The sequence below is a fragment of the Actinomadura craniellae genome (genome assembly GCF_003289645.1).
GTDB classification, from domain to species: Bacteria; Actinomycetota; Actinomycetes; order Streptosporangiales; family Streptosporangiaceae; genus Actinomadura_D; species Actinomadura_D craniellae.
This window is the reverse complement of record NZ_QLYX01000015.1, coordinates 42,300-62,057: the sequence shown is the minus strand read 5'-3', so window position 1 is coordinate 62,057 and position 19,758 is coordinate 42,300. Positions and strand designations below refer to the sequence as shown.

Below are 19,758 nucleotides of genomic sequence, written 5' to 3'. Positions count from 1 at the left end.
ACCGCGCCGAATCTATACCGTGCCGCCGACACCACCGCTGAGCGTCTCCCGCCGCAGCCGCCAGGCCTGGACCAGGTAGTCGAGCCCGGTGACCACCGTGACGAGCAGCGCCGCGCCCATCGTCGTCCAGCGCAGCGGATCGAGCGGCCCCGGCATGATGTAGAGCCCGATCGCGAGGATCTGCAGCGCCGTCTTGAGCTTGCCGCCCTTGCTCGCGGGGATCACCCCGTACCGGATCACGACCAGGCGCAACAGCGTGATGCCGATCTCGCGGACCAGGATGGTGATGGTGACCCACCACCACAGCTCGCCCAGCACCGACAGCCCGATCAACGCGGAACCGGTCAGGGTCTTGTCGGCGATCGGGTCGGCGATCTTGCCGAAGTCGGTGACGAGATTGCGCCGGCGAGCCAGCTCGCCGTCGATGTGGTCGGTGATCGAGGCCACCGCGAACACCGCCAGCGCCGCGAGCCGCCCGCCGGTGCCCTCGGCGAACAGCAGCCACACGAAGACCGGGACGAGCGCGATCCGCACCATCGTGAGCAGGTTCGCGACGTTGTAGACACCCGCCGGCGCAGCCGCCGAACCGGTGAGCGGATCCGGCGGGCCCGTCGTCATGGGAGGTCCACCGGTTCGGCCACCAGGTCGACGCCCGCGCTCTCGCGCACCCGGGCCGGGACGAGGTCGCCGACAGCCAGGCCGGAGGCGTGGACGGTCACCGTGCCGTCGACCTCGGGCGCCTGGTGGGCCGCCCGGCCCTCGTACTCGCCGGGGCCGACCTCCTCCTCGATCAGCACCTCCACGATCGAGTCCAGCCGCTCCTCGGCGCGCTGCGCGGTGAGCTCCTCGGCCAGCTCGGAAACCTCGGCCAGCCGCCGGGCGACCTCGTCGGGGTCGACCTTGCCGGGGAGCTTCGCGGCTTCGGTGCCGTCCTCGTCCGAGTAGCCGAAGACGCCGATCGCGTCCAGCCGTGCGGCGATCAGGAACTCGGTGAGATCGGCCAGCTCCTCCTCGGTCTCGCCGGGGAAGCCGACGATGAAGTTGGAGCGAACGCCCGCCTCCGGCACCCGGTCGCGGATCTGGGCGAGCAGGTCCAGGAAACGCGCCCGGTCGCCGAACCGCCGCATCCGGCGCAGCAGCGAGCCGCTGGCGTGCTGGAAGGACAGGTCGAAGTAGGGGACCACGCCGGGGGTCGAGCAGAGCACCTCGATCAGGCCGGGCCGCAGCTCGGCGGGCTGCAGGTAGCTGACCCGCACCCGGTCGATCCCGGGCACCCCGGCCAGTTCGGGCAGCAGGGACTCCAGCGCCCGCAGGTCGCCCAGGTCCTTGCCGTAGGAGGTGGAGTTCTCGCTGACCAGCACCACCTCCCGGACGCCGTGCCCGGCCAGCCAGCCGGCCTCCGCCAGCACCTCCTCGGGGGCGCGCGACACGTACGCACCGCGGAAGGCCGGGATGGCGCAGAAGGTGCAGCGCCGGTCGCAGCCGGAGGCGAGCTTCAGCGGCGCCGCCGGGCCGCCGCCCAGCCGGCGGCGCAGCACCCGGGGCCCGGAGGCGGGGGCCACCCCGGCGGGCAGGTCCGCGCCGTGCCCGGGCACGTGGACGTGCGCGGCCGACCGCTCGACCGGGCTGATCGGCAGCAGCGTGCGCCGGTCGCGGGGGGTGTGCGCCGGGCGCACCCGGCCCGCAGCCACCTCGTCGAGCCGCTCGCCGATCTCCGCGTAGTCGTCGAAGCCCAGCACCGCGTCGGCCTCGGGCAGCGCCTCGGCCAGCTCGGCTCCGTACCGCTCGGCCATGCAGCCCGCCGCGACCACCCTGGCCCCGGAGTCGTGCGCCGCGAGCAGGGTGTCGATCGAGTCCTTCTTGGCGGCCTCGATGAAGCCGCAGGTGTTCACCACCACCACGCCGGCGTCCGCGGAGTCGTCGACCAGCTCCCAGCCGGCCCCTTCCAGCCGGGCGGCGAGCTCTTCGGAGTCGACCTCGTTGCGTGCGCAGCCGAGCGTGACGAGGGAGACGGTACGGCGTGTGGACATGCTCATACGGTAGTGGGCGCGCCCGCCGCCGCGGACCGGCGGCCGGGGGTTACGCCCTTTGTACCGTCAGGCCCGCTCGGGGTCTTCCAGCCCGAAGTCGACGCGCAGCACCTGGCCCTCGGCCCCCGGAGTGCCGAGGTCCTTCCCGTTGACGACGAGCTTCACCCCGCCGCCGTTGCCGATCACCAGGAAGAGGCGCTTGCGGGCGGTCCACTCCTTGGTCTCGCCGGAGCGGACCAGGCCGCTGAACAGTTGCTTGCCCTTGTCGTCGCGGACGTTGAGCCAACTGGAGCGCCGCGCCTTGATCTGGACCTCGACCGCCTTGCGCGGCGCCTGGGCGACCGGCCCCGGCCGGGCCGGGGACGCGGTGGGCGTCGGGCTCGGCACGACCGGCTGGGCCACCTGGGTGACGTCGCGCTCGCCGCCACCGCCGCCGAAGACCTGGATCAGCGCGTAGACGGTCGCCAGGGCCAGCGCGGCGGCCATCGCGGCGGTCCAGTTGGGCGCGCGGCCCTCGCGGATCGGCACCGGGCGCTCGGGCTCGAAGGCGGTCGCGGCGGCCAGCGGCTGCGGCGCCCCGCCGTGCATCTCGTCGTACTCGCGCACCAGCGGCTCGGGGTCGACGCCGACCACCCGGGCGATGCTGCGGATGTGCCCGCGAGCGTAGAAGTTGCCGCCGCAGAAGGTGTAGTCGTCACGTTCTATACCGCGAATCACCGTTTCGCGAATCCGGGTCCGGACGCTCACCTGGGTTACGGTGAGACCAGCCTCACGGCGTCCTTGTGCCAGAGTCTCACCGATGCTCACGCGAGCCTCCCGGGAAATCGTTGGGACGATGCCCCGACCGCGCCGTGCTTCATTGCCAGCCTGACCCGATCGAAACCAATCTTAGAAACCGGACGGCCCGCATTGCGATACGCAACGCGGTAGAAACCCGTCAAGATCTTGCATCGATCCGGGCACGACCAGATGGTCATTCACCGCTGCGCAATTTCTCCAGCAATTCGGGTAGGTCGTCAGGTTTGGCCAGCACGTCGCGGGCCTTGGACCCCTCGCTGGGACCGACGATGTCACGGCTCTCCATCAGGTCCATCAGCCGGCCCGCCTTGGCGAACCCGACCCGCAGCTTGCGCTGGAGCATCGAGGTGGAGCCGAACTGGGTGGACACCACCAGCTCGACCGCCTGGAGCAGCAGGTCGAGATCGTCGCCGATGTCCTCGTCGATCTCCTTCTTCTGCGCGGCCGCCGCGGCGACGTCCTCGCGGTAGGCCGGCTCCATCTGCTTCTTGCAGTGGTCGACGATGCCGTGGATCTCTTTTTCGGAGACGTAGGCGTTCTGCAGCCGCATCGGCTTGCTGGCGCCCATCGGCAGGAACAGCGCGTCGCCCTGGCCGACCAGCTTCTCGGCACCGGGCTGGTCGAGGATGACCCGGGAGTCGGCCAGCGAGGAGGTCGCGAACGCCAGCCGGGACGGCACGTTGGCCTTGATCAGCCCGGTGACGACGTCGACGCTGGGCCGCTGGGTGGCCAGCACCAGGTGGATGCCGGCCGCACGGGCGAGCTGGGTGATGCGGACGACGGAGTCCTCCACGTCCCGGGGGGCGACCATCATCAGGTCGGCGAGCTCGTCGACGATCACCAGCATGTAGGGGTAGGGGGTGTAGACGCGCTCGCTGCCGGGCGGGGCGGTGAGCTTGCCGGCCCGCACGGCCTTGTTGAAGTCGTCGATGTGCCGGAAGCCGGAGGCGGCCAGGTCGTCGTAGCGGCGGTCCATCTCGCCGACGACCCAGTCGAGGGCCTCGGCGGCCTTCTTGGGGTTGGTGATGATCGGGGTGATCAGGTGCGGGATCCCGGCGTACATGGTCAGCTCGACCCGCTTGGGGTCCACCAGCACCATGCGCACCTCGTCGGGGGTGGCGCGCATCAGGATCGAGGTGATCAGCCCGTTGATGCACGTGGACTTACCGGCCCCGGTCGCACCGGCGATCAGGATGTGCGGCATCTTCGCCAGGTTCGCCACCACCGTGCGTCCCTCGACGTCCTTGCCCAGACCGACCAGCATCGGGTGGTGCTCGGTGGTCGCCGCCGGCGAGGCCAGCACGTCCCCGAGGCTGACGATGTCCTTGTCGACGTTGGGGATCTCCACCCCGATCGCGGACTTGCCGGGGATCGGGGAGATGATCCGCACATCCCCGCTCTTGACCGCGTACGCAATGTTCTTGGTCAGGGCGGTCACCTTCTCGACCTTGATGCCCTGCCCTAGCTCGATCTCGTACCGGGTGATCGTCGGCCCCCGGGTGAACCCGGTCACCTGCGCGTCGATGTCGAACTGCTCCAGCACCCCGGTCAGCGCGGCCACCACCACGTCGTTGGCCTTGGTGCGCGGCTTGACCGTGCTGCCCGGCTTGAGCAGCCCCACCGTCGGCAACTCGTAGATTTCCCCCGACGACGACAGCGGCAACTGCTCGGCCCGCCGCGGCGCCGGGGTCGGGTCGGGGACCTCCGGGACCGGATCGGACACCGGCTCGGCGGGCTCCGGCGGCTCCAGCACCGGCGCCGGGTCCACGAACGGGTCGGGGTCCATCAGCTCGTCGATGAGGTCGCCCGAGGACGCGGGCCGCGACCGGCCTGGCCGGTCCTCGACCACGGGCGTGTCGTAGGGCTTGTCGTGCTCGCCGATCTCGACGTCGGCGTCGGGCTTGGACTTCTTCCCCCGCCTGGCGGGTTCGGGTGACTCGTCGTCCTCCTGGGGGGCCCGGTCGCGCAGGGTGGCCAGGTCCCAGAGGGCGGCCAGCCGCTCGGGCACCCGGTAGACGGGCGTGGCGGTGATCACCAGCACGCCGAACGCGCCGAGCAACAGCAGCAGCGGAACGGCCACCCAGGCGCTGAGCGCCGCCTCCAGCGGGGCCGACACCAACCAGCCCACCACGCCGCCGGCCATCCGGACCGGCCCCATCCCCTCGCTCGGATTCGGGGTGCCCGCGGCGATGTGCACGATGCCCAGCACCCCGACGGCCAGCGCGCTGGCCCCGATGGCGATCCGGCCGGTGTCCTCGTTGCGCTCGGGGTGCCTCAGCAGCCCCCAGGCGAGCCCGGCGACCAGCACGGGCAGCACCATGCACAGCACCCCGAAGCCGCCCCGCACGACCCGCTCCAGCGCCACGGTCACCACGCCCTCGGGCTGGAACCAGGTGACCGAGGCCAGCACCAGCGCCGCACCCAGCAGGGCCAGCCCGGCGCCGTCCCGGCGGTGGTCGGGGTTGAGCTCGCGGGCGCCCCGGCCGTAGGCCCGGAACAGCGAGCCGACCCCGGTGGCGAGCAGGTGGTAGAGCCGGAAGAGCAGCTTGAGCAGGCCGAGGACCAGCTGTGTCACCGGGTCGGGCCGGGTCGAGCGGCCGCCCTTCTTGGCCGGGGGCCGGCGGCCGCCGCCGTTGGGCCCCTTCGCGTTCTTGGCGCCCTTGGCGGGCGGGCGCTTGCGGGCGGACGCGGCGGGGGCCTTGCGGGCCGCCCCGCTCCGCGCGCGGGAAGGCCCCTTCCCTCCTCCGGACGCGCCTGTGGCCATGATGGCGAGAGTAACGAGGAACCCAGCAGGTTTCCCGTTTCCCGTCGACCGCGCGCCACCGGCGTGTCGCGAACGGCCGCCCGTTTCGGAACAAGCGGCGGCTCGCGGGGTCCCGCCCGTTTCCGGCCAATTGGTGCATGTACCGGCGCGCCCGGACACGCCCTTCCTACGCTCTGAATGCGGCGTCACGGGGCGCCCGCGTCTTTTCAGGCGAGCCACGGGGAGCGGCGTTGTCCTCCACTTCCACCGCAGACCGGCGTCCCGACTGGAGCCTGTTCGGCCGGGAACTGCGGCAGCGCCGGGAGTCCAGTGAGATCACCAGGGCCGTCAAGGTCGCCGGGCTGGACACCACGGCGCTGGACGACGCGATGAACGGAGGGCCGGTCGGGCCGGCCGTGCGCGACCGGCTGGAGTCGGCCTGGCGGTCGGCCCTCGCCCGGCCCGGGAACGCCGAACTGCTGGCCGGCTACCTGTACGTCCGCGCCCGGCACACCTGGGAGCTCTCCATCGAGCACGTCGCGGCCATCGGCCGCACGATCGACGCCGCCACGGCGACCTGGCGGCGGGTCGGGGCCGACCTGCCGCAGATCGACCGCCTGCTGGCGCTCACCGCGCTGCTGAAGGAATGCATGGCGGTGGAGAACGCCCAGCAGTGCTCCTGCGCCGTCGACGTGCAGCAGACGTCCGCGCTGATCGCCCGCGAGTGCCGCCTGCTGCTCGACCGCCCCCCGCCCGCGCCGCAGGGCGGCGACGGCGGGTTCGCCGACTTCGTGGACGACTGCCTGAACGTCCAGTACCTGCTCTACTCCGGCTTCGCCGACATCGCCGGCGCCATGCTGGCCGCGTTACGGGCGCCGCACGGCGATCCGGCGACGCGGGAGCTGCTGGCACAGACGATCAAGGACGCCCGCGAGCGGGAGGACGACCCCGCGCTCCGCGACGAGATCGGCCGCGGTGAGCTGCGGGCCTACCGGTACGGCCTCGGCGCGATGCTGGAGTACCTGAGCGACGACTCGATCCCCCGGGTCGAGTGCACCGAGGCCCGCTTCATCTACGTCTACCCGTTCACCTTCGACGGGACGCCCGCGCGCCGGCCGGGCGAGATCGCCCTGCGACTGTGGGGCGACGGCCGGGGCACCGCTCCGCTCGCCCGCCAGCGCCCCCTGTACGCCAAGGTCAGCGAGCTGACCGACATCTGGTACTGGGGTCATGCGGACCATCCCAGCTACGGCGGAATCACGGTCGCCCTGCCGCCGCTCTCGGTGACGACGACCGCCGGCGAGACGATCGAGGACTACCAGGTCACCCTGCATCTCAACGACCTGGGCAACCACTACGTGCGGGTGGTCGGCCCGCTCGGCCCGCTGACACCGCAGCAGATCAACCAGGGGCTGCGGCGCGGGTCCCGGTACGTCGGTGAGGAGGCCGTCCACAGCCCGGACGGGCCGCGCTGGTCCCGGCTGCGCGGCTACGCCGACGAGGTCGTCACGACGCTGGCCGGGCTGGTCGGCGACAGCGCGGTGGGCGACGTGGACGTCGACGGGCACACCCATCTGGAGATCCGCGCGGCCCTCGTCCGCGCTCCGGACGGCGACCGCCCCGCCACCCCGGACGACCTGTGCCGGGCCATCGGCCCGCTGCTGTTCACCCCGGTGCAGTCGCTCGCCTCCTCGCTGGAGGAATGGCTGCGCCACCCGATGCCCGAGGACCGCCCGGACCCGCTGACGGGCTGCGCGTACGCGGACTCGCTGGGCGCGCGCACCGACAACACCACGACGTTCTACCTGCCGGGGGTGCCGAACTGGGCGTGGCTGGAGTTCCAGGACGTGGTCGAGCTGGCGGCGTCGGTGCCCGCGCTCTTCCGCCACTGGCGGCACCAGGTGGAGGCACGGCTCGAACACGTACGGGCCGAGATCGAGCGGCACGGAACCGCTCTGGAGCGGCATCGCACCCCCGGCGAGCAACCGCTGGAGGAGCTGCGCCTGTCGCTGGGGAAGTTCATGACCGAGGTCCGCATCCAGCGGGGCAAGCTGCACTCCGGCGACCTGATGGAGTCGGCCGTGCACCGGCGGCTGCTGGACAACCTGTTCACCGGGGCGGACGTCCGCCGGATGGAGACCGAGCTCGACGCCCACATCGCCGAACTCGACGCCCTCTACGGGATGCTGACCTCCTACCTGCGGTCGCTGCAGGAGCGCGCCACCCGGCGCTACCAGCGGTTCGTGGAGCTGGTGCTGGCGGGGATGGCGCTGTTCTCGTTCGCCGAGTTCCTCGGGCTGATCAACGACCTGTTCTTCTCCGGCAAGAAGGTCCAGACGCACGGCATCACCGAGATCGTGCTCTTCTTGACGCTCGCCGGCGCCGTGCTGGGCGGAATCGTGTTCGCACGGCGCCGGACCTGAGCGTCAGACCTCGACCACCACCGGAACGATCATGGGCCGGCGCCGGTAGTTGTCGCTGACCCACTTGCCGACGGTACGGCGGATGAGCTGGTTGAGCTGGTGGGTGTCGGTGATCCCGTCGGTCGCGGCGGTCTCCAGCGTCGTCGCGACCCGCGCGATGACGTCGGCGAAGTCCGCGTTGGCGATGCCGGCGCCCCGGGCGTGGATCTCCGGGCCCGCGACCACTTTGCCCGCGGTGGAGTCGATGCCCACCACGATCGAGATGAAGCCCTCCTCGCCGAGGATCCGCCGGTCCTTCAGCGAGGTCTCGGTGATCTCGCCGACGGAGAGGCCGTCCACGTACACGTAGCCGGCCGGCACCGCGCCGACGATCGAGGCCCGGCCGTCGACCAGGTCGACCACGACGCCGTCCTCGGCGATCACGATGTTGTCGGTGGGGACTCCGGTGAGCTCGGCCAGCTTGGCGTGCGCCCGCAGGTGCCGCCACTCGCCGTGGATGGGCATGAAGTTGGACGGCTTGGTCAGGTTGAGCACGTACAGCAGCTCGCCGGCGGACGCGTGCCCGGACACGTGCACCAGGGCGTTGCCCTTGTGCACCACCCGGGCCCCCCATCGGGTGAGACCGTTGATGACCCGGTTGACCGCGGTCTCGTTGCCCGGGATCAGCGAGGAGGCGAGCAGCACCGTGTCGCCCTCGGTGATCCGGATCTGGTGATCGCGGTTGGCCATCCGCGACAGCGCCGACATCGGCTCGCCCTGCGAACCGGTGGACACCAGGACGACCTGTTCCGGCGGCAGGTCGTCGATCTCGCGCTGCTCGACCATCAGGCCGGCCGGCACCCGCAGGTAGCCCAGTTCGCGGGCGACCCCCATGTTGCGCACCATCGAGCGGCCGACCAGGCAGACCTTGCGGCCGTTGGCCTGGGCGGCGTCCAGCACCTGCTGGACGCGATGCACGTGCGAGGCGAAACAGGCCACGATGACGCGCTGCTCGGCGGTGCGCACCACCTCTTCGATCACCGGGCCGATGTCGCGCTCGCTGGTGACGAAGCCGGGCACCTCGGAGTTGGTCGAGTCGGACATCAGCAGGTCGATGCCCTCGGCACCGAGCCGGGCGAACCCGCCCAGGTCGGTCAGCCGTCCGTCCATCGGCAGCTGGTCCATCTTGAAGTCGCCGGTGGCCAGGACCAACCCGGCCGGGGTGCGCAGCGCCACCGCGAGCGCGTCCGGGATGGAGTGGTTGACCGCCAGGAACTCGCAGTCGAACGCCCCGAACCGGTGGCTTTCCCCCTCCTTGACCAGCAGGGTCGTCGGCCTGATCCGGTGCTCGGTGAGCTTGGCCGTGATCAGGGCCAGCGTCAGCCGGGAGCCCACGATCGGGATGTCCTCGCGCTCGCGCAGCAGGTAGGGCACCGCGCCGATGTGGTCCTCGTGGGCATGGGTCAGGATCACCGCCTCGACGTCGTCGAGCCGGTCCCGGATGTACTCGAAGTCAGGCAATATCAGGTCGACGCCCGGCTGCTCGCTCTCCGGGAACAACACCCCGCAGTCGATGATCAGCAGGCGGCCGCCGAACTCGAAGACCGTCATGTTGCGGCCGATTTCGCCCAACCCGCCCAGCGGGACGATACGCAGACCGTGCTCGGCGAGCGGTCCCGGGCTGGACAGTTCCGGGTGAGGATGACTCACTGGTGCGCCTCCGGCACTTTGACTCCTCCCATCAGGAGGTCTTCACGCAGCTGCGCCGTGAACTCGGGCGAGGCTCCGACGAGCGGCCGTCGCAACGGGCCGCCCGGCAGGCCCAGCAGGTTCAGCGCGGCCTTGACGGCGATGGCGCCCTGCGTACGGGTCATGATCGCGGTGACGACGGGCAGCAGCCGACGGTGGATCGCCAGCGCCCGGCCGACGTCGCCGGCGCGATATGTATCAATCATCTCATGAAGGTCGGTTCCCACCACATGTCCGACCACGCTCACGAACCCGGCGGCCCCCACCGACAGCCAGGGCAGGTTGAGGTTGTCGTCGCCGGAGTAGAAAGCCAGCTCGGTCTGGGCCATCACCTGCGAGGACGCGAAGAGGTCACCCTTGGCGTCCTTGACCGCGACGATCCGGGGGTGGTCGCCCAGCCGGACCAGCGTCTCAGACGTGATGGGCACCCCGGCCCGGCCCGGAATGTCGTAGAGCATGACGGGCAGGCCAGTCGCGTCGGCGACCGCCCCGAAGTGCGCCAGCAGCCCCTCCTGGGGCGGTTTGCTGTAGTAGGGCGTGACCACAAGCAGCCCGTGCGCCCCGGCGGCCTCGGCCTGCCGGGCCAGCGCGAGGGTGTGCTCGGTGTCGTAGGTCCCCACGCCGGCGACGATCGCGGCGCGGTCGCCCACGGCCTCGACGACCGTGCGCAGCAGGCGGTCTTTCTCGGCGTCGCTCGTCGTCGGCGACTCTCCCGTAGTACCGCTGATGACGAGGCCGTCGTGGCGCTGCTCGTCGACCAGGTGGGTCGCCAGGCGCGCGGCTCCGTCGTAGTCGACGGCGCCCTCGGCGGTCATCGGCGTGACCATAGCGGTCAGCAGCCGACCGAAGGGCGCGTCGCTCGTAGTGCTGGGTGCCATGGATCGACGGTACCGGTCCGACCGGGCGGCGTGGTCCCGCAGGCCATGAGTATCACCGTGGCGGTGAACGCCCGGCGACAAGGAAGACGCCCGCCGAATGCGCTCGGGGGTACGCACTCGGCGGGCGTCTACTTCGTCATCGTGACACGCAAATGGCGTGTTACGGGGGGAACTTTGGCGAGATTCCCGGACTCGATTGGGTAACGCCAATCACGCAGGTGACAGCCCTGCCAGGCCACCGATCACGGCCCAGTCACAGCACGATCACAGCACGGCACCCGCCGGTTGGGCGGTGGAGATCTCGCCGAGCCTGGCGCGCAGTTCGTCCGCGCTCCCGGTGCGGATGATCTCGTTGCCACGGACCGCCCACCAGTTGCCCGAACCGCCCCGGCCGATCCGCCATCCGGCGAATTCGGCGGTCAACTCGGTGAGCTGCTGAGCCACGTGCTGCGCGGTGTACTCCATGCTCGTCGACCTCGCTCCCCCAGCCGGTGAAGGCTGTGCTAGTCCCGGTGAATCCGCCCGGATGCCTACCCATCGGCGAGCTACCGCAACTATGGCTTTTACCAGGGTAAACGCGAGTTTAGGAACGTTACAAGCGGGATGACCCAAAGGTAGAATTCTCCTTCCCCGCGAGACATCTGTTCCCTGCCATGACGAGACCCGCCTCATTCAGTACCTGCTCGGACGGCTCCGACGGGCGCGCCGGCCGGGCCGTTCCGGCCCGGGTGCGCTGGGTCAGCGCCACGCAGACGAGAATGCCCAGCGCGGCCAGCACGGTGGGGGCGTCGACGGCCTCGCCGAGCAGCAGCGCCGACCACACCAACGTCAGCACCGGCTGGGCGAGCTGGACCTGGCCGGCCCGGGCGATGCCGCCCCTGGCCAGCCCGGCGTACCAGGCGAAGAACCCCAGGTACATCGAGCCCAGCGCCACGTACGCGAAACCGGTCAGCGCGCGGCCCGTCCACTGCGGTTCGGTAGTGGTCAGCAGCCAGATCGTCACCGGAGCGCAGACCGGGGCCGCGAACACCAGCGCCCAGGAGATGACCTGCCAGCCGGGCATCTCGCGGGCCAGCCGGCCGCCCTCGGTGTAGCCCACCGCGCCCAGCCCCAGCGCGGCGAACAGCAGCAGGTCGGCCGGGGCGAGGTGCCCGGCGCCCCGGCTCAGCGCGAAAGCGGCGACGCACACCGCGCCCGCCCCGCTCGCCAGCCAGAAGGCGCGCGACGGGCGCTCCCCCGCGCGGAGCACCGCGAGCACCGCGGTGGCCGCGGGCAGCAGGCCGATCACGACGGCGGCGTGCGAGGACGAGGCGCCCTGGTCGAGGGCGACGGTGGACAGCACCGGGAAACCGACGATCACACCGAGCCCGACCCCGAACAGCCCAGGCCACTGGGCCCGGCGCGGCCACGGCACCCGGGCCGCCGCGAGGGCGACGGCCGCCAGCAGCGCGGCCGCCCCGGCCCGGCCGACGCCGACGAGGTAGGGGTCGAGCCCGTCCAGGGCCAGCACGGTGGCCGGGAAGGTGAAGGAGAAGACGAGTACCCCGAGGGCCGCCAGACCGGGCCCGCCGAGCGCTATCGAAGAACTGGGGATAACGCTATCTTTGTCTCTCATGAGCCAGGATAGCAGTATCGCTACTCTCGCCGAAAGCCTGCGGAACGAGGCACGGCGGTTGCGTCCCGGTGACCGGCTGCCCTCCAGCCGGGTCCTCATCGAACGGCACCGGGTCAGTCCCGTCACCGTGGCCCGCGCCCTCGGTCTGCTGGCCGCCGAGGGACTGGTGGAGACCCGCCCCGGCAGCGGCACCTTCGTGACCGACCGCAAGCCGCCGGCAGAGCCGCCGGACCTGGGCTGGCAAGCGGTGGCACTGGGCGGTCGCACCGTCGACGCCGGCGAACTGAGCACGCTGCTCACCCGGCCGCCCGACGACACGATCCCGATGGGCGGCGGCTACCTCCCACCGGAGTTGCAGCCGCTGCAGGCGCTGGCCACCGCGGCGGCCCGGGCGGCCCGCGGGCCGGGAGCCTGGGAGCGGCCACCACTGAACGGGATACCGGAACTGCGGGCCTGGTTCGCCCGGACGATCGGCGGCGACCTGACGCCCGCCGACATCCTCATCTCCGGCGGCGGACAGCAGGCGATAACGATCGTGCTGCGTGCGCTGCTCGCACCCGGCAAACCGCTACTGGTGGAATCGCCCACCTACCTCGGCGTCCTGACGGCGGCCAGGCTGGCCGGGCTGCGCCCCGTCCCGGTGCCCACGGACACCGCGGGGCTGCGTCCCGACCTGCTCGCCGAGGCCTTCGCGATGACCGGGGCGCGGGTGCTGTACTGCCAGCCGACCTTCCAGAACCCGACGGGGGTGACGCTCTCCGCCGAGCGGCGCGACGAGGTCCTGGCGGTGGCGCGGGCCGCCGGGGCGTTCGTCGTCGAGGACGACTTCGCCCGCCACCTGGCCATCGACACCCCGCTGCCACCGCTGATCGCGCACGACACGGACGGGCGGGTGGTGCACATCTCTTCGCTGACCAAGGCCACCTCGCCCAGCCTGCGGATCGCCGCGGTCGCCGCCCGCGGGCCGGTGGCCGAGCGCGTCCGGGCCGTGCAGACGGCCGAGTCGTTCTTCCCCGCCCGCCCGCTGCAGGAGACCGCGCTGGAACTGGTGGGCGGTCCGGGCTGGCCGCGGCACCTGCGGTCGCTGCGCACCGCGCTGCGCGCACGCCGGGACACGCTCGTCACCGCGCTGGCCCGGGAACTACCACAGGCCCACATCGACCGGCCGGGCGGCGGAATGCACCTGTGGGCCCGGCTGCCGGCCGGGATCGACGACGTGAAGCTCACCGAGGCGGCGCTGCGCGGCGGGGTCGCCGTGAGCCCGGGGCGCCCCTACTTCCCGGCCGAACCCACCGGCCCCCACCTGCGGCTCGCCTACGGCGTCACCGCGACGGAGGCCGAACTGGTCGAGGGCGTGCGGCGGCTGGCGGCCGTGCTCGCCGACCAGTCCTACTGAGCATGCCCGGTCCCGCGGGGGCCTAGGCTGAGGTCGGCCCGCATCCCAGCCGGGGCGCGAGGTGACGCAAGGTGGACGCCAGGTTGAAAGGACGTGGGCCCCGATGGCCGATGTGGGCGTGCGGCCCGCCCGCCGTGCGGACGTGGCGGCGATCGCCGACATCCAGGTGCGCGCCTGGCGGCAGGGTTACCGCGACATCGTCCCCGAGCCCGTGCTGGCCGAGATGACCGGACCGGCGGCGCTGCCGGTGTGGCGGGAGCGCTGGACCGAGGCGGCCACCGCCCCGCCGAGCGGCCGGCACGGGGTGCTCGTCGCGGTGGCGAACGACCTGGTGGTGGGATTCGCCGCGTACGCCCCCGCCGAGGACGCCGACCAGGACCCGCAGGCCGCGGCCGAGCTGGTGGCCCTGCTGGCTGACCCGGTGCACGAGCGCGCAGGTCACGGCAGCCGGCTGCTGGCGGCCACCGTCGACCTGCTCCGCGAGGACGGCTGCGCCACCCTGCTCACCTGGGTCTTCGAGGAGCACGAGGCGATGCGGAGGTTCTTCGGCTCGGCCGGCTGGGCGCCCGACGGGGCCCGGCGCTCGCTGGCCTTCCCGTCCGGCGGCTCGGCCGACATGATCCGCCTGCACACCGACATCTCCGCCCCATAGCACACCGGCCCGGCGCCCCCAGCGGCGGGGGCCTCTCGGAGGTGTGATTGGCTTACATCGGTCCCGTTCGGTGCGAAGCGAATTCCGCCGGGCCGGCGCGGTGTTCCACACCGGACTACATGGATTTCACACCAGCGAACCGAAGCGGCGCGCGCCGCCGTACCCCAGGATGCCGATGAGTGCCTCTCTGACCGCCCAGGCCACCGGCCCCGAGCGGGCCGGACGACGCCGCTGGGCGGCCATGGTCGTGCTGAGCCTGGGCGTCTCGCTGATCGTCGTCGACGCCACGATCGTCGGCGTGCTGCTCCCCCGGATCGTGACGGACCTCGGGCTCGCCACCACGGACGCCGCGTGGATCACCTCGGTCTACTCCCTGGTCTTCGCGGCGCTGCTCATCCCGCTCGGCCGGGCCGGCGACATCACCGGGCGGCGCCGGATGTTCGTGCTCGGCGTACTGGTCTTCGTCGGGGCCAGCGTGTTCGCCGCCACGGCGGGCGACGGCGGGGAACTGATCAGGGCGCGGGCGCTGCAGGGCGTCGGCGCGGCGATGATCATGCCGGCCACGATGTCGACCGTGAACGCCGTCTTCACCGGACGGGACCGCGCGGTCGCCTTCGGCATCTGGGGTTCGCTAATCGGCGGGATGGCCGCCCTCGGCCCGCTGCTGGGCGGCTGGCTGGGCACCTCCTTCGGCTGGCGCTGGGCCTTCGGGGTGAACCTGCCGATCGGGCTGCTGCTGGTCGCCGGTGCGCTGCGGCTGATGCCCGAGACCCGGCAGGCCACCGCCCGGCGCGGGGTCCGCGAGGTCGACTGGGCCGGCGCCGCGCTGGCCGCACTGGGGTTGGGCGCGGTGGTCTGCGGGCTGATCGAGGGCCAGGCGTACGGCTGGTGGGAACCCACCCGCCCGTTCACGGTCGGCCCCTACGACTGGCCGCTCACCGGGCTGTCGCCGGTACCTGTGGTGCTGGCCCTCGGGGCGGTCCTGCTCGCCCTGCTGGTCGCGGTGGAGCGCGCCAGGCAGGCCGCCGGGCGGCCGGTGACGCTCGACCTGACCCTGTTCCGGATTCCCGGCTTCCGGAACGGCAACCTGGCCGCGTCCATGATCAGCGTGGGTGAGCTGGGGCTGCTGTTCGTGCTGCCGCTGTTCCTGGTCGGGGTGCACGGCGACTCGCCGCTGCAGATCAGCCTGGCCATCCTGCCGCTGGCGCTGGGCGCCTTCCTGGCCGGGCCGTACGCCGGGCGGCTCTCCCACCGGCACGGCGCGCACCGCGTCGTCCAGTTCGGGATGGTGCTGGAGGTCGCCGCCGTGCTGGCCGTCGCGCTGACCCTGGACGCCGGGACCGGCGGGTACGGGCTGGCCCTGCCGATGCTGGCCTACGGGCTCGGCCTGGGGCTGACCTCCGCCCAACTCGCCAACGTGGCCCTCGCGGGGGTACCGCCCGGGCAGGCGGGCCAGGCGGCCGGCACCCAGTCGACCGCCCGCCAGGTGGGCGCCGCGCTGGGCATCGCGGTGATCGGCACGCTGTTCGCCACCGGGCTGGGCCACACCATGCTCGACCGGCTGGCCGAGACCCCCGTACCATCCGCGCAGCACGCGGCTCTCGCGCACGAACTGCGCGAGAGCGCCGGCACGTTCGCCCGCGATCTGCACGAGCGGCCCGGTGCGGAGGCCGCCGCCCGCGCCGCCGACGAGAGCCTGGCCGCCGCCACCCGGTACGGCGCGTACGCCACCGCCGCGATCCTCGGCGTCGGGCTACTGCTGACCCTGCGACTGCCGGCCGCGCCGGAGCGTCCGGAAGAATCCTCCGACATGAACCTCTCACAGCGAAGCGGGCGGTGACCGATGGCCACGCTCGCGCAGTGGGTCGCCGGAGCCCGCCCGCGTACCCTCCCCGCCTCGGTGGCGCCCGTCGTCGTGGGCACGGGGGTCGCCGTCGGCGTGGGCCAGGCGGTGTGGTGGCGGGCCGCGCTCGCGGCCCTGGTCTCCCTGGCCCTGCAGGTCGGCGTCAACTACGCCAACGACTACAGCGACGGGGTGCGCGGCACCGACGAGGAGCGGGTCGGGCCGCTACGGCTGGTCGGCTCCGGGACGGCCCCGCCCCGGCAGGTGCTCGCGGCGGCGGTGGGCTGCTTCCTGGTCGCGGCGGTGGCCGGGCTGGTGCTGGCGGCGGTCGCCGGCTGGTGGCTGCTGCTGGTGGGCGTCGCGGCGATCGTGGCGGCCTGGTTCTACACCGGCGGCTCGCGGCCGTACGGCTACCGGGCGCTGGGCGAGCTGTCGGTGTTCGTCTTCTTCGGGCTGGTCGCGGTGGTCGGCACCGTCTATGTCCAGGTGGAGGCCGTGCCCTGGGAGGCGTGGGCGGCGGCGGTGCCGATGGGCCTGCTCGCCTGCGCGCTGCTGGTGGCCAACAACCTGCGGGACATCCCCACCGACGAGGTCTCCGGCAAGCGCACGCTGGCGGTGGTGCTCGGCGACCGGTGGACCCGGGTGCTGTACGCGGCGTGCGCCGCCCTGCCCTTCCCGATCGCGCTGGCCGTGGGCGCCCCCCACCCCTGGGTACTGCTCGCCCTGGTGGCCGCGCCGCTGTCGGTGCCGCCGACCTCCAAGGTGCTGGGCGGTGCCAAGGGGCCGGAGCTGATCGCCGTTCTCGGCGAGACCACCCGCCTGCAACTGGCCTTCGGCGTGCTGCTCACCCTCGGCCTGGCGCTCTAGCCCGACCTCGTTCCCCGCCGGGCCACCGCCCGGCGGGGAACCTGTCTCAGCGGAGCTTCCAGTCGATCTCGGCCAGGCCCGCGTCGGCGAGGGCCTTGTTGACCTGGCTGAACGGGCGGGTGCCGAAGAACTTCTTGGCACTCAGCGGGCTCGGGTGGGCCGACTCCAGCACCACATGCTGCGGGTTGGTGACCAGCCGGGCCTTCTTCCGGGCGTAGCCGCCCCACAGCACGAACACCACCCGGCCGTCCTTCTCGTTGAGCGCCCGGATGGCGGCGTCGGTGAACTCCTCCCAGCCCTTGCCCGCGTGGGAACCCGCATCACCCGCGCGCACGGTCAGCACCGCGTTGAGCAGCAGCACCCCCTGGTCGGCCCAGGGAGTGAGGTCACCGCTCACCGCGCGGGGCACGCCCAGGTCGGACTCGAGCTCCTTGTAGATGTTGCGCAGCGACGGCGGCAGCCGCACCCCCTCGCGGACGCTGAAGCTGAGGCCGTGGGCCTGACCGGGCCCGTGGTAGGGGTCCTGGCCGAGGACCAGCACCCGGGCGGCGTCGTAGGAGCAGTGCCGGAACGCGTTGAACAGGTCGCCCTCGGCCGGGTAGACCGTCTGCTCGGCGTACTCGGTGGCCACGAAGGCGCCGAGCGCGGCGGTGGCGAGCGGGTCGAGCAGCGGGTCGAGCCGCTCGCGCCAGTCGCCGGGCAGCAGTTCCATCAGGTCGAGGGACATCGTCGCCGGTCCTCCGGGAAAGGGATGAGGTTGGGATAGCACCGAAACCCTACGCCGTACCTCGGACAATCCACCGGCGGATCGTCCTCAAGCCCCTAAGATCGACTCATATGTCGTTCCGTCCCCCCAGCCCGGCATGAGGCGTTTCCTTGCCTGCCCGATGGTGTGCCTGCTCCTCCTCGCCGGCTGCGGCGGTCCGGACGGGCCTCGCACGATCACCGTGTTCGCCACCTCCTCGCTGACCGAGGTGTTCGGCGAACTGGGCGCGGTATACCAGCGCACCCGTCCCGGGACGCGGGTCCGGTTCGTGTTCGCGGGCTCGCAGGAACTGGTCCGGCGGCTCGACGACCGCAGGCCCGTCGACGTGCTGGCCACGGCGGACGCCGACTCGATGCGGGCCGCGGGCGACCACGTGCCGCGCTCGCGGGTCATCGCCCGCACCGGGCTGACCATCGCGGTGGCGCCAGGCAACCCGGAGCGGATTCGCGGCCTCGCCGACCTGGCCCACCCGCGGCTGCGGGTGGTGCTCGGGGCGCCGAGCATCCCCATCGGCCGGTACTCCCGGCGGGCCCTGGTCACCGCGGGCGTGACCGTCCGGCCCGCCTCCGAGGAGATCAGCGCCCGTTCCGTGCTGACCCGGGTGCGGACCGGCGAGGCGGATGCCGGGATCGTCTACATCACCGACCTGCGTTCGGCCGGGGCCGCGGCCGACCACGTGCCGATCCCCGCCGACCAGAACGTCACCGCGGCGTACCGCGCCGGCGCGGTGCAGGATTCCGCGCAGCAGGAGGCGGGCGCCGCCTTCGCCGGCTGGCTGACCTCGAAGACGGCCCAGGCGGTGTTCCGCCGGCACGGCTTCACCGTCCCCTGAGCGCCCGCCGCGGAAGGTCGGCAGGCCACCGTTCGACCGGCCGACACGGTACCGTCGAAACCTCTTCGACCGCCGGTCATCGGGTACGTACCCGCCACCCACCCCGGGTACGGCGCGAACCAACGGGAGGTGCCGTGAGCGCCACCAGCCTCATCCCGTTCATCCCCTTCATCCTGGCCGGCCTGCTGCTGGCCGTCGCCTGGTGGCGGCATCGGGTCCGCGAGAGCGGCGGCGGTGCCCCCAAGGCCCCCGAGGCGGCGCCTCCCGCGGCCGAGCCCCGCCGGCCCCGCAGACGGTCCGCCCGCCGCTGAGCTCCCACGTCGCGGCCACGCCGCGGCCCCGTCCAGGCGTTCCCGTCAGAGGCCCAGCAGGGACTCGATGCCGACGGTGAGCCGGTCGGGCAGGTCGCCGACCCGGCGGACGGCCAGCAGGACGCCCGGCATGAACGACTCGCGGTTCATCGAGTCGTGCCGGATGGTGAACGTCTCGCCGTGCCCGCCGAGCAGCACCTCCTGGTGGGCGATCAGCCCGGACAGCCGGACGGCGTGTACCCGGACCCCGGCGACGTCGGCACCCCGGGCGCCGGCGATCTCCGAGGTGGTGGCGTCGGGCGGCGGCGGGGTGCCGGCGTCCGCGCGGGCCGCCGCGACCAGTTCCGCGGTGCGGTACGCGGTGCCGCTCGGCGCGTCGGCCTTCTGCGGGTGGTGCAGTTCCACGATCTCGACGGACTCGAAGAACGGGGCGGCCCGCCGGGCGAAGTCCATCATCAGCACCGCGCCGATACCGAAGTTCGGGCCGATCAGCACGTTGCCGGCGGGACTGCCCGTGGGACGGTCGGCCTGCCAGCCGCGCACGGCCGCCAGCCGCTCCGGGTCGAAGCCGCTGGTGCCCACCACCGCGTGCAGCCCGTGCTCAACGCACCACCGCAGGTTGTCCATGACCACGCCGGGGTGGGTGAAGTCGACGACGACCTGCGCCGCGGTCAGCGCGTCCAGCGCGTCACCCTGGTCGACGGCGGCGACGAGCTCCATGTCGTCGGCGCCCTCGACGGCCCGGCACACCTCGGCGCCCATCCGCCCGCGCGCACCCAGCACCCCGACCTTGATCACGTTCATGCCTCCCCGTGGTGGCCCGTCCGGGCCCGTTCGGAACCGGCGACGAGCCTATCGCGATGATCGGCCGGTCCC

At 72.6% G+C, this 19,758-nt stretch carries 17 protein-coding genes; 7 read left to right on the top strand and 10 right to left on the bottom strand.

Translation table 11 applies throughout. From position 1 onward, the window contains the following. Positions 1-12: 12 nt before the first annotated feature. The 4 genes from pgsA to DPM19_RS27020 all read right to left on the bottom strand — a co-directional run bounded on the left by pgsA (position 13) and on the right by DPM19_RS27020 (position 5,592). A complete protein-coding gene (gene pgsA / locus DPM19_RS27035; RefSeq protein ID WP_111870872.1) occupies positions 13-618 on the bottom strand; it encodes a CDP-diacylglycerol--glycerol-3-phosphate 3-phosphatidyltransferase in 606 nt (201 codons plus the stop codon). Continuing rightward, on the bottom strand, positions 615-2,030 hold the full coding sequence (gene rimO / locus DPM19_RS27030; RefSeq protein ID WP_111870871.1) for a 30S ribosomal protein S12 methylthiotransferase RimO: 1,416 nt from the start codon (positions 2,028-2,030) through the stop codon (positions 615-617). Before rimO ends, pgsA begins: the two co-directional genes overlap by 4 nt. Positions 2,031-2,096: 66 nt before the next feature. Then, positions 2,097-2,837 carry a helix-turn-helix domain-containing protein gene (locus DPM19_RS27025; RefSeq protein WP_111870870.1) on the bottom strand — a complete coding sequence of 247 codons (741 nt, stop codon included), beginning with the start codon at positions 2,835-2,837 and terminating at the stop codon, positions 2,097-2,099. Between the two features lie 166 nt (positions 2,838-3,003). After that, the gene (locus DPM19_RS27020) at positions 3,004-5,592 is read right to left on the bottom strand and encodes an FtsK/SpoIIIE family DNA translocase (protein ID WP_111870869.1); all 2,589 of its coding nucleotides are present in this window, start codon (positions 5,590-5,592) and stop codon (positions 3,004-3,006) included. A 230-nt stretch (positions 5,593-5,822) separates the two neighbouring features. On the opposite strand from DPM19_RS27020, the gene DPM19_RS27015 reads away from it, so the two are divergent. Beyond that, entirely contained in the window at positions 5,823-7,994 is a 2,172-nt protein-coding gene (locus tag DPM19_RS27015; RefSeq protein ID WP_111870868.1) for a hypothetical protein, read from the top strand. Positions 7,995-7,997: 3 nt separating this feature from the next. Here the strand turns inward: DPM19_RS27015 and DPM19_RS27010 are convergent, their stop codons facing one another. The 4 genes from DPM19_RS27010 to DPM19_RS26995 all read right to left on the bottom strand — a co-directional run bounded on the left by DPM19_RS27010 (position 7,998) and on the right by DPM19_RS26995 (position 12,215). After that, positions 7,998-9,683, bottom strand: a complete 1,686-nt coding sequence (locus DPM19_RS27010; RefSeq protein WP_111870867.1) for a ribonuclease J — start codon at positions 9,681-9,683, stop codon at positions 7,998-8,000. Further along, positions 9,680-10,600, bottom strand: coding sequence for a 4-hydroxy-tetrahydrodipicolinate synthase (dapA, locus tag DPM19_RS27005; protein ID WP_111870866.1), 921 nt, complete (start codon positions 10,598-10,600; stop codon positions 9,680-9,682). The genes DPM19_RS27010 and dapA overlap by 4 nt, the downstream gene beginning before the upstream one ends. Before the next feature lie 264 nt (positions 10,601-10,864). Continuing rightward, the gene (locus tag DPM19_RS27000) at positions 10,865-11,065 is read right to left on the bottom strand and encodes a hypothetical protein (protein WP_111870865.1); all 201 of its coding nucleotides are present in this window, start codon (positions 11,063-11,065) and stop codon (positions 10,865-10,867) included. Between the two features lie 127 nt (positions 11,066-11,192). Continuing rightward, positions 11,193-12,215 carry a DMT family transporter gene (locus tag DPM19_RS26995; protein WP_111870864.1) on the bottom strand — a complete coding sequence of 341 codons (1,023 nt, stop codon included), beginning with the start codon at positions 12,213-12,215 and terminating at the stop codon, positions 11,193-11,195. Between DPM19_RS26995 and DPM19_RS26990 the strand changes: the two genes are divergently transcribed. The 4 genes from DPM19_RS26990 to DPM19_RS26975 all read left to right on the top strand — a co-directional run bounded on the left by DPM19_RS26990 (position 12,214) and on the right by DPM19_RS26975 (position 16,973). Continuing rightward, positions 12,214-13,611 (top strand): aminotransferase-like domain-containing protein, encoded by a 1,398-nt coding sequence (locus DPM19_RS26990; RefSeq protein WP_111870863.1) that lies wholly within the window; start codon positions 12,214-12,216, stop codon positions 13,609-13,611. The two genes, DPM19_RS26995 and DPM19_RS26990, sit on opposite strands and share 2 nt — an antisense overlap. 103 nt (positions 13,612-13,714) lie before the next feature. Continuing rightward, entirely contained in the window at positions 13,715-14,263 is a 549-nt protein-coding gene (locus tag DPM19_RS26985) for a GNAT family N-acetyltransferase (RefSeq protein WP_111870862.1), read from the top strand. A gap of 175 nt (positions 14,264-14,438) precedes the next feature. Continuing rightward, the gene (locus tag DPM19_RS26980) at positions 14,439-16,103 is read left to right on the top strand and encodes an MFS transporter (RefSeq protein WP_233510779.1); all 1,665 of its coding nucleotides are present in this window, start codon (positions 14,439-14,441) and stop codon (positions 16,101-16,103) included. Positions 16,104-16,106: 3 nt separating this feature from the next. Further along, complete coding sequence (locus tag DPM19_RS26975; RefSeq protein ID WP_111870860.1) at positions 16,107-16,973, top strand: 1,4-dihydroxy-2-naphthoate polyprenyltransferase; 867 nt, start codon at positions 16,107-16,109, stop codon at positions 16,971-16,973. Positions 16,974-17,019: 46 nt separating this feature from the next. Here DPM19_RS26975 and DPM19_RS26970 read toward each other — a convergent pair whose 3' ends face one another. Beyond that, on the bottom strand, positions 17,020-17,700 hold the full coding sequence (locus DPM19_RS26970; RefSeq protein ID WP_111870859.1) for a uracil-DNA glycosylase: 681 nt from the start codon (positions 17,698-17,700) through the stop codon (positions 17,020-17,022). A 136-nt stretch (positions 17,701-17,836) separates the two neighbouring features. Between DPM19_RS26970 and modA the strand changes: the two genes are divergently transcribed. Both modA and DPM19_RS35450 read left to right on the top strand, forming a co-directional pair. Further along, on the top strand, positions 17,837-18,571 hold the full coding sequence (gene modA, locus DPM19_RS26965; protein WP_111870858.1) for a molybdate ABC transporter substrate-binding protein: 735 nt from the start codon (positions 17,837-17,839) through the stop codon (positions 18,569-18,571). 134 nt (positions 18,572-18,705) lie between these two features. Beyond that, on the top strand, positions 18,706-18,882 hold the full coding sequence (locus DPM19_RS35450) for a hypothetical protein (RefSeq protein WP_158566909.1): 177 nt from the start codon (positions 18,706-18,708) through the stop codon (positions 18,880-18,882). Positions 18,883-18,927: 45 nt separating this feature from the next. On the opposite strand, the gene dapB is transcribed toward DPM19_RS35450, so the two are convergent. Beyond that, positions 18,928-19,680 (bottom strand): 4-hydroxy-tetrahydrodipicolinate reductase, encoded by a 753-nt coding sequence (dapB, locus tag DPM19_RS26960; protein ID WP_407642573.1) that lies wholly within the window; start codon positions 19,678-19,680, stop codon positions 18,928-18,930. Between the last annotated feature and the right edge of the window lie 78 nt (positions 19,681-19,758).